The sequence below is a fragment of the Neobacillus novalis NBRC 102450 genome, from assembly GCF_001591805.1.
In the GTDB taxonomy this organism is placed as follows: Bacteria; Bacillota; Bacilli; order Bacillales; family Cytobacillaceae; genus Neobacillus; species Neobacillus novalis.
This window is the reverse complement of the sequence record NZ_BCVP01000050.1, coordinates 19,029-28,546: the sequence shown is the minus strand read 5'-3', so window position 1 is coordinate 28,546 and position 9,518 is coordinate 19,029. Positions and strand designations below refer to the sequence as shown.

The 9,518-nt window shown below is 37.7% G+C and carries 10 protein-coding genes; 9 read left to right on the top strand and 1 reads right to left on the bottom strand.

Annotation, left to right across the window (positions count from 1 at the left end; all coding sequences use genetic code 11):
- The first annotated feature begins 455 nt into the window (after positions 1-455).
- Together BANVL01_RS24360 and BANVL01_RS24355 are read left to right on the top strand one after the other, a co-directional pair.
- On the top strand, positions 456-1,526 hold the full coding sequence (locus tag BANVL01_RS24360; RefSeq protein WP_066087164.1) for a CotH kinase family protein: 1,071 nt from the start codon (positions 456-458) through the stop codon (positions 1,524-1,526).
- Positions 1,527-1,834: 308 nt separating this feature from the next.
- On the top strand, positions 1,835-2,503 hold the full coding sequence (locus tag BANVL01_RS24355) for a YwrJ family protein (protein ID WP_066087161.1): 669 nt from the start codon (positions 1,835-1,837) through the stop codon (positions 2,501-2,503).
- A gap of 98 nt (positions 2,504-2,601) precedes the next feature.
- On the opposite strand, the gene BANVL01_RS24350 is transcribed toward BANVL01_RS24355, so the two are convergent.
- Positions 2,602-3,249: a phosphatase PAP2 family protein gene (locus tag BANVL01_RS24350; RefSeq protein ID WP_066148130.1), complete on the bottom strand. Its 648-nt coding sequence runs from the start codon at positions 3,247-3,249 to the stop codon at positions 2,602-2,604.
- A 448-nt stretch (positions 3,250-3,697) separates the two neighbouring features.
- Between BANVL01_RS24350 and BANVL01_RS24345 the strand changes: the two genes are divergently transcribed.
- From BANVL01_RS24345 to BANVL01_RS24315, 7 genes are all read left to right on the top strand, one after another.
- Positions 3,698-4,090, top strand: a complete 393-nt coding sequence (locus BANVL01_RS24345) for a thiol-disulfide oxidoreductase DCC family protein (RefSeq protein ID WP_066087157.1) — start codon at positions 3,698-3,700, stop codon at positions 4,088-4,090.
- A 15-nt stretch (positions 4,091-4,105) separates the two neighbouring features.
- The gene (locus BANVL01_RS24340; RefSeq protein ID WP_066087156.1) at positions 4,106-5,014 is read left to right on the top strand and encodes a TIGR01777 family oxidoreductase; all 909 of its coding nucleotides are present in this window, start codon (positions 4,106-4,108) and stop codon (positions 5,012-5,014) included.
- A 102-nt stretch (positions 5,015-5,116) separates the two neighbouring features.
- The gene (locus BANVL01_RS24335) at positions 5,117-6,307 is read left to right on the top strand and encodes a M14 family metallopeptidase (RefSeq protein WP_066087153.1); all 1,191 of its coding nucleotides are present in this window, start codon (positions 5,117-5,119) and stop codon (positions 6,305-6,307) included.
- Positions 6,308-6,508: 201 nt separating this feature from the next.
- Positions 6,509-7,057, top strand: coding sequence for a sigma-70 family RNA polymerase sigma factor (locus tag BANVL01_RS24330; protein WP_066096513.1), 549 nt, complete (start codon positions 6,509-6,511; stop codon positions 7,055-7,057).
- Positions 7,047-7,445, top strand: coding sequence for a PadR family transcriptional regulator (locus tag BANVL01_RS24325; RefSeq protein ID WP_066087150.1), 399 nt, complete (start codon positions 7,047-7,049; stop codon positions 7,443-7,445). The genes BANVL01_RS24330 and BANVL01_RS24325 overlap by 11 nt, the downstream gene beginning before the upstream one ends.
- Positions 7,442-8,713: an FtsW/RodA/SpoVE family cell cycle protein gene (locus BANVL01_RS24320; protein WP_066087146.1), complete on the top strand. Its 1,272-nt coding sequence runs from the start codon at positions 7,442-7,444 to the stop codon at positions 8,711-8,713. The genes BANVL01_RS24325 and BANVL01_RS24320 overlap by 4 nt, the downstream gene beginning before the upstream one ends.
- A gap of 52 nt (positions 8,714-8,765) precedes the next feature.
- Positions 8,766-9,395, top strand: a complete 630-nt coding sequence (locus BANVL01_RS24315; protein WP_066087143.1) for a VanZ family protein — start codon at positions 8,766-8,768, stop codon at positions 9,393-9,395.
- Positions 9,396-9,518 lie beyond the last annotated feature (123 nt).

Below are 9,518 nucleotides of genomic sequence, written 5' to 3'. Positions count from 1 at the left end.
CGGCTACCTCTTGAGCCCCGGCTACCTCTTGAGCCCCGGCTGCCTCTTGATCCACGGCTGCCTCTGCTTCCGCGTGACCCCTCGCTTCCTCTTGATCCACGGCTGCCTCGGCTTCCGCGTGAACCCTCGCTTCCTCTTGATCCAAGGCTGCCTCTCTTACCCTTTTTCCCTTTCCTGCCCTTTTTTCCTAGTTTGAACTCAACCGGATTATTATCTAAAAAACCGACAACACCATTTTCTTGTGCTTGTGATAGCAATTCTTCCATGACGATTCTCATTGCCATTCTCCACCACTTTCCCAAAATTTTATACTCATTGATAATCTATGGGAATAAAGTGAAATTTGATATAGACATACATTTATTTTTTTTGAATTTAACACCAAAGACCAAGATACGGAACCATTAACAATAGCATACAATTCTAAAAAACATGTATATTTAGGGGTATATAAATTGCAAAAATATGAAATTTTTATTAATCCTAAGCAGCTAAACCAACTGGATAAAGACATTTGGATGGATAAACATGTACCTGCCGTACTTAAAATAGGCAGCAGTCAATACACAATTGGGCTATCTTACCGAGGGAATGTAATCAGAAAGAAGAAAAAGAAATCCTATAATATCGTTTTTCAAAAACCCTTTACAGTAAATGGTGCACATGAAATCCACCTAAATGCAGAATTCAATGATATAACGCTCTGCCGAAATAAACTCTCACTTGATTTCTTTGACAAGATTGGGGTTACCGCTCCCCACTCGAAACATATTCTTCTATATATAAATGGATTTTGTAAAGGGATTTACTTAGAGCTCGAATCCTTCGATCAATATCTTTTAGAAAAAAGAAAATTGCCGTTAGGGCCCATCATTTATGCCACTAATTATCATGCAAATTTCTCCTTGTTAACTCCAGAAAAAAAACTGAAAACGAGCTTGGATGACGGTTACACTATAAAATATGGTGAAAAAAAAGACCTTGCAAAGTTAGAAAACCTTATCGCCATGACAAACACCGTAAGCAATGAGGAATTTGAAAAGCAAATACCTAGGATTCTTGATGTCAATCAATATTTAACGTGGCTGGCAGGAGTAGTTTGTACGCAAAATTTCGATGGCTTTATCCATAATTATGCCCTTTACCAAAATAGTGAAACCGGAGTTTTCGAGATTACACCATGGGACTATGATGGGACCTGGGGCCGAGACCTCCATGGACAGCCGCTTGACCATGATTTTGTACCGATTACAGGATATAATACCTTGACAGGCAGATTGCTGTTTTTTCCACAGTTTAAAAAGACCTATCTCGATATTTTATCCTCGATTTTAGATAACCAATTTACGGTTAAAACGCAAACAGAGAGGATTGATGAGCTTTTTCAAACAATAATGCCGTACATTCACCTTGATTCATTTATTAAAGCAAGCCCGGAAATATTAAAGCAGGAGAAGGAATTTATCATCCATTTCATCCAGAAAAGGAATACGTATCTCAAACAACAGGTGGTTAAACTCCAATAATGAACGAAGTATATGGTTAACTATCATATACTTTTTTTACCTATTTTTTACCTAATCTTCAAAAAAAAGGCGGCTTTATTAGTACAACATCACCCCGTGATACATATAGATGCAGTGTAAATGTTTATTTAAATAAAAGGAGGAAACTATGGGTTATGAATAAAGAAGTAATGAACCTTTATATTCCCAAAGAATTCTTACAAATATGAGCTGGGCAGGTTTCAGCATTCCTAAATCGTAATTGAAATTTGTCTTTAAAGCCCTTCTCTATTTGTAAATTGGTAAAACCCAGGAAAGGAGTTGAGTTAATGAATTTGAAAAATAGTAGAGGAAGACATATTAAAGTAGAGATTTCAGGAAAGAAATTAATCAGCGGGTTATTAGTGGACATTGGCAGTGATTTATGGGTAATTTTCAATGGGTATGATTATCTTTATATTCCAATTGTTCATATACAAAACTGGCAATTTTTAAAGCATGATGAAATTGATGAGATTAATTTCAATGACGAACAAACACCGATTTATTATCATAATGAAGAAATATCATTGCGGAAAACCCTTACCTCCGCGAAGGGGATTTTTACAGAAATCTATGTTACAAGTAACCAAGCACTGCATGGTTATATTATTAGCATCATGAACAATTACTTTGTCTTTTACTCCCCTATATACAAGACAATGTTTATCTCGCTGAACCACCTTAAATGGTTGATCCCGTACACCAATAATCAACGGCCTTACGGTCTAAGCAACGCTAGTCTGCCTGTTAACCCGAGCAGCATATCATTTGCACGCTCCTTTGAAGTGCAAATTGAAAAGTTAGTGGGAGAATTAATTGTCTTTAATATTGGCGAAAACGAGAATGTGATTGGCAAAATCCAAGGAATCAAGAATAACTTTGTGGAATTAATTAGTGCGAAAGAGGATCCGGTATATTTAAATCTCCAACATATTAAAACCGTTCATATGACTTAATTGGCCATGTCCTATGGCTGATTAGTAAACAAGCTTTTTATTTATAAACCGCAAACAGAGTGTCCATAGCGACACTCTGTTTATGAGTATTTATTAAACTATTTATCTTTCACATAAACGGTCTCTGATTTTCTGCTAACACGGAAGGACACTAGTTCAAAGGTAATTCCATATAGAAAGGTAACAAGGAACATGGATCCAATCATATCTAGAATCACATGCTGCTTAACGAAAAGAGTTGAAATAATAATTAATGTCCCTAAAATATGGATTGTTAAGTTGTTTAGTACATGTTTATTTTTGATGTTTAGTGAAGCAAGCATGATGGCGAATGTCGTAAGTACATGGATACTCGGAAAACAATTAACTGGGCGATCGTTCGCGTAAATCCATTGAACAAGGTGAATAACTACATTGTTCCCTTCCACTGTGGGCCTTGGTACTGTTGTCTGAAAAAAGAAGTAAATCACAAAACAAATCAGCTCGGCAATCACAATCAAAATCAACGTTTTAATGTATATTTTGGTATCCTTAAAACAAAAATAGACTAAATAACAAAACAAATAAGCATACCAAAGGATATAGGGTATGATAAAAACCGATATAAAAGGAATGGCTTTATCGACTGTGGATGTAAGATCCACAGCATCATTTGCTCGGGTGTTTAATAGCTCATAAACTTTACCTAGAAGAGGCATCACGAGCAAAAATAATAAGTAGGGAGCCTTTTTTATTAGTAATTTCAAATATGCCCCTCCCCTTCTTGAATACCCTCAAAATTAACAGTCTAATAGAAAAAATGTCGAACCTTAAATATAATATCATAAATAAGTGGAAAAACCATATATTTTCCAAGATTTCTAGCTAATTTATGTTGTTAATTTAAATTTCTTTGCCTATCATCAATCAAGCCGGTATTTAGACAACCCTCACAAAGAAAATATGGGTGTTTTTCTCTAATATAGTACTCAGCTGTTCAATGAATGTGCATAAATCCAATTTGGGTGTCATTTTGGGTGTCAGGCACCGCTCGTGGACATTTGTCCGCCTCCAGTGGACACTCAGTCAAAATAATTAGAGAAACCACGGTGATGATTTAGGTTTCTCTTTTTTTACGTATTAAAGAAAAATGACCGCAAATATGCTATGCTTTAATCACTTATAAATAGTGGTAACTTAAGGTTGGTGAACTGAATGGAACGGATCATATTATTTGATGGTGTGTGCAACCTTTGTAACAGCAGCGTCCAATTTATTTTAAAACGAGACCCTAATAGTACGTTTAAGTTTGCCTCCCTCCAAGGTGAAACTGGACAGGCGCTGCTAAAAAAATACGGCCTGAATACAGACAGCAACAGCTTTGTTTTTATAGAAAATGAAAAAATACATCTAAAATCAACCGCCGCACTAAGAGTCTGCAGGAAATTAACTGGGGCTTGGAGATTGCTTGCAGCCCTCCTCATTATCCCCGGATTCATCAGAGACCCCTTTTACGGAATAATCGCCAAAAACAGGTATCGTTGGTTTGGAAAAAAAGACAGCTGCATGCTCCCTAAACCAGAATGGAAAAATAGATTTTTAGATTAAAGGAGATAGGCCAATATGGAAAAAAAAATAATATTAGCAGCTGGAACTGGATTCTTAGGCAAGTCATTAGCCCATTTTCTGGTCAATAAGGGCTATCAAGTTATCATTCTAACCAGAGGTAAATCAAAAGTTGAGGGTGAAATGAAGTACGTCCAATGGGATGGGATTCATTTAGGGGAATGGGCGAAAGAAATTGATGGCAGCTATGCGCTCGTTAATTTTACTGGGAAAAGCGTTAATTGTATTTATACAAAGGCGAATCGAGAAGAAATTATCTCCTCACGCCTTGATTCAGTTAAAATTTTACGAGAAGCGATTAATAAATGTAAAACCCCTCCTCAAGTATTTGTCCAAGCTGGCTCCTTAGCTATTTTTGGTGATACGACAGCAGTTTGTGACGAAACTGCGCCGCACGGCACAGGGTTCTCTGTTGAAGTTTGCCAAAAGTGGGAAAAAGAATACTTCAAGGAATCCCTGCCAGCTACACGTCAAGTTCTGTTGAGAATTGGGTTTGCATTAGGGCGTGATGGCGGTGCTCTTGAACCGTTAACAAAATTGGCTAAACTTAACCTCGGCGGGACAGTTGGGGCCGGCAAACAATATATCAGCTGGCTCCATATCGATGATTTAAACGAAATGTTCCTGCAAGCAATCGAAAACGATACATATGAAGGCGTTTATAATGCAACTGGCCCGAATCCAGTTACCAATAAAGAATTCATGAGGGTGTTAAGAAGCGTGTTAAACAAAGGCTGGACACCCCCTGCCCCGACGCCATTTGTCTGGCTTGGAGCCTATCTTTTCATGAAAACAGAACCAAGCTTAGCGTTAACCGGCAGGAATTGCCTGCCGAAGAAATTGCAGCAGGAAGGATTTACTTTTCAATATCACAATCTAGAAACAGCGTTAAAAGACTTAATTTAGGTGGACGACTGGTACGGTGCCTGAAACACTATTACAAACAAATATTTAATTCCATTTGGCATACATTTTAGTAAAACTGTTTTTTCATCAGGAGGTTACCAGATGGAGTTTGTTGTTAGGCAGGGCGATACATTATCGCAATACAGCCAGTTGTTTATGATTGATTTGCAGTTAATACATGATTCTAATCGGACTATTTCCCATAATATTCTATCGGCTGGTCAACGAATCCAAATTCCCGGCTTTGTCTCCCAAGAATATCAAATTCGTCAAGGGGACACTTTAGCAAGTATTGCTCAAAATCGGAATCTCCCTCTTGACGCTGTTTATTTAGTGAATCCAGGAATAAATCCAAATAATCTCAAGGAAACTCAAATGATCAAAGTTCCAAGGCGAATTACGTGGAGATTAGTGAATGACAGGCAGTCATATGATTATGCTAAATTGATGAAGGATATCGGGCAATTACACGAGGTGTACCCCTTTTTGCAAGTTTCTTCAATCGGAAATACGGTTCTCGGAAAAAACATTCCAGAAATCCTTATTGGAAACGGTGGAAAAAAAGTCCATTATAACGGTTCTTTTCATGCCAATGAATGGATTACCACTTCTGTTATCATGACCTTTTTAAATGATTATTTATTATCGCTGACAAATCTCACTGCAATCAGCGGACTGTCTACCGCCCGTTTTTACGAACAAATCACGTTATCAATTGTTCCGATGGTGAACCCTGATGGTGTTGAGCTCGTATTACACGGACCACCTGCAAATGAAAACTTGAAGAAAAGAGTATTGGGTTTAAATAGAGGCAATACCGACTTTTCGGGATGGAAAGCGAATATTAGGGGTATAGACTTAAATGATCAATTTCCGGCAAAATGGGAAGTAGAGAAAGCAAGAAATCCTAATCAGCCTGGACCACGAGATTACGGAGGAGACAAACCACTATCAGAGCCTGAAGCAATCGCAATGGCCGATCTGACCAAAAAGCGGGATTTTGCCCGAGTGCTGGCCTTTCATACACAATGTGAAGAGATTTATTGGGGATTTGGTAATCTCGAACCGCCACAGTCAGAGGACATCGTGATGGAATTTAGCAGAGTTAGCGGCTATGTGCCTGTCAAAACAATTGAAAGCTACGCCGGTTACAAAGACTGGTTTATTCAAGATTGGCGGAGACCAGGCTTTACGGTTGAACTTGGACATGGAATTAATCCCCTTCCGATATCTCAGTTTGATGAAATCTATCAGAAATCACTCGGAATTTTCTTAGCGGGACTTTATATTTAAACAGGAGGGCGAAAATATTCATCGGCCTCCTTTTTCTCATTCTTATTGACTGTGACCACCATTTTTCAGGAAAACGGGCTCCAATAAGGGAACTCCCCCCTTCCCCAATCCACCGCAAAATGTGACAATAATAGAGAAAAAAATAAACTTTTACCTATGGTGCTCCGTCTATTATTAGGACAGAGAAAGGAGATGTTCATCCTGGAAGAGTTTGTTGCCGACTTAATCAAATCAGAAGATGACGAATTACTATTTAATGAAATCATGACTAGATACGGTCAAGACATATTGCAGCTTGCCTTTTCATATGTTCGAAACAAACAATTAGCGGAAGATTTGACGCAGGATATTTTTGTGAAATGCTACAAAGCGCTTCATACATACAAGCAAAACGCTAAACTAAAAACCTGGCTTTATAAAATCGCCGCCAACCATTGCAAGGATTATCTACGAAGCTGGTATTTCCGAAAAGTGATGGTATCGGAAAAAATGGCAGAAATGACTGGTTCATCGAGCGAAAATGTTGAACAAGCTGTCCTCGAACGAGAAGAAGAACAAACACTAGCGAATGCTGTATTGAAGCTGCCGATGAGATATCGTGAAGTCATCTACCTCTTCTATTTTGAAGACATGTCGTTGAAAGAAATTGAATCCGTCTTGGGAGTTAATCAAAACACCGTTAAGTCTAGGTTGAAGCGTGCAAAAGTTCTATTAAGAGAAGAACTGGAGGGGTTTAAGGATGGAAAATAAACTAAGGAATCTAAAGCAGTCAATGAAGAACTCCGTTTTTAAAGAGTTAGTGTTTACCGAAAAGCACCAAGAAGTAATTAATCGCAGAACAAAGCAGGAAAACGTTCTTGAAGCCAGCCTTCAGCTTCTCAGTACGGAAAAAACCGGAATAGAATTGGTCCAGCTTTTAAGGGCAAGAAATATTACAAGGTTTGAAGAACAAGAAGGTTTAATCTACACCATGCTCCACCAATTAGAACAGGATGCCCTGTTAACAAGCCGCTGGGCTGACCAATTTAAGTTTTACGTCTTAACTCAAAAGGGCAGAAAATGGTTGAAAAAACTTGAAGAAAAACACAGTACAGAAGTGCCATTCCTAAAAAAATGGATTGAAGGTGAAAGCTCATGATGAAACAAGAATTCCTCGCTTCGGTCATGACTCACGTTCGTTCAAATGATGCCAAGAAAATCGTGACCAAAGAGCTTGAGCAGCATATTAAAGCAAATATCGACCATTATTTAAAAGAAGGATATTCCCCTGAAGAGGCGGAGCAAAAAGCTGTCGAGCAAATGGGTAGTCCCCTCGCCATCGGAACTAAATTTAATAAAATCTATAAACCAAAGCTTGACTGGACGTTAGTCCTTTTATTTCTAACTGTTTTAGGGCTGGGAACCTTACCGCTGCTAGTTTTAAAAAACTCGGATTTACCATTAAACTGGTTGTCAAAGGCTTTTGGCATTTCGCTTGGGATTCTCATCGTCGGCGGATTATTGTTTCTCAATTATAAAAACTGGGAAAGAAAAGGCTGGATCTTTTTCACAATTGGAACCATTATTCTTTTGATTGCCGCCAGTAGAATGAATTTGTATTGGTTAATAAAAACCAACAATGGACGTCCTTACTTCTCAATTGGCCCATTTTCTACTGATACGAGTATCGTTCTTCCCTTTTACCTAATTGCCTGGGCTTCATTTTTCAAGAATCCCAAAATGAAAACTTGGCTGCTAGCAATTTTATTTGTCATCTCGCTTACATTATTATTTAACACCTTAAATTTTGCGAGTTGTTGTGTTTATTTCACGATGGTAATGTTTATGTATTGGTTCAGCGGCAGGAAACAGATCGTAATAACAACCTTGCTGGCTGCCACCTCTGCTGTGCTTGCTGCAGTTGTTTTATGGAACCAAATGATCCCATTCCGAAAAACCCGAATTCATGCATTCTTAGACCCTTACAAGTTCCCATCATCCGAGGGATACATAGCGATTCAGGCGGAGAAAATCCTTAAGGAAGTGACATGGGGCTTTCAGTCAATTCCGAAAAACGGTCTGTTCATTCCTGAATCACATACAGATTTTGTATATTTGACATTAACTTATTCATTAGGCTGGGGGTTCTCTCTATTCCTGTTAACGATGTTATCAGTAATCATTGTTAAAATGGCGCTTATGGCGGTAAAAATCAACGACGAGTTTGGAAAATTACTGATCATTGGCGGCTTAACCATCTACTCCGTCCAAGTACTGTATAACATTGGGATGATATTCGGACTCCTGCCAATTATCGGCATGTCGCTTCCATTTATTAGCTACGGTACCGTTCCAATTCTAATCAATAGCTTGGTGATTGGCATAGCGCTAAGCATTTACCGACGGAAGAATTTGATTATAAACTAAGCTTCCCTTTTTGAAATTCAATATTTCTTAAATAAAGGACGTGATTAAAACATTGTATTTAATCAATGGAAGATTCATTATTTTTCTTGGAGTTTTGTGTTATCTTGTAGGACGAGGTATTTTTATCGGTGTAACGCATAAAAAAAATAATCCTTTAAATTGGATAAAGGAAGCCATCAACTTCCTCTTTGTTTTATACCTGCTTATGGTTGTGTCCGTTACACTTTTTCCATTGGCATTATGGATTGATTTTAATTTCGAGCAAATTAAATATGGTTTAAATCTTATTCCACTTATATCAATTATAAAAGATTTCAGTAAAATAGGCATTGCGTATGATGGCGATTCTGCATTTATGATTGGACTAATCATTAGAAATGTCGGCGGAAATATTTTATTATTAATGCCTTTAGGTGTATTAGCCCCCTTCATATCGAAAAAGTTTAAACCAATGAAGAAGAGTGTATTACTTGCGTTGCTAGTATCAATCAGCATTGAATTTATTCAGTTTATTGAATTATTAGCAGGAGGCCGTGGCCGCACAGTGGACGTTGATGATGTAATTTGTAACGTCATTGGTGCTAGTTTGGGGTACCTTATTTATAAAATAATGTATAGATTAATTGTTAAGTATCAAATTAAATTTTTACAAAATTTAGATTCTGAGAAATTGATTATGTAGGATTCATTAAAACAAATAGAGGAAGGATTCGCGAATGAATCCTTCCTCTATTTTCGTTTATGGACCAAGACTAAAAAATACTTCCTTCTCTAAAATCACTTCTTTTGCCGTTCTTCCATTGGT

Excerpts from the sequence above, each read along its gene's own strand:
- BANVL01_RS24355 (WP_066087161.1), top strand. The coding sequence starts at position 1,835 with ATGAATTTGAAAAATAGTAGAGGAAGACATATTAAAGTAGAGATTTCA.
- BANVL01_RS24345 (WP_066087157.1), top strand. The coding sequence starts at position 3,698 with ATGGAACGGATCATATTATTTGATGGTGTGTGCAACCTTTGTAACAGC.
- BANVL01_RS24340 (WP_066087156.1), top strand. The coding sequence starts at position 4,106 with ATGGAAAAAAAAATAATATTAGCAGCTGGAACTGGATTCTTAGGCAAG.
- BANVL01_RS24335 (WP_066087153.1), top strand. The coding sequence starts at position 5,117 with ATGGAGTTTGTTGTTAGGCAGGGCGATACATTATCGCAATACAGCCAG.
- BANVL01_RS24325 (WP_066087150.1), top strand. The coding sequence starts at position 7,047 with ATGGAAAATAAACTAAGGAATCTAAAGCAGTCAATGAAGAACTCCGTT.
- BANVL01_RS24320 (WP_066087146.1), top strand. The coding sequence starts at position 7,442 with ATGATGAAACAAGAATTCCTCGCTTCGGTCATGACTCACGTTCGTTCA.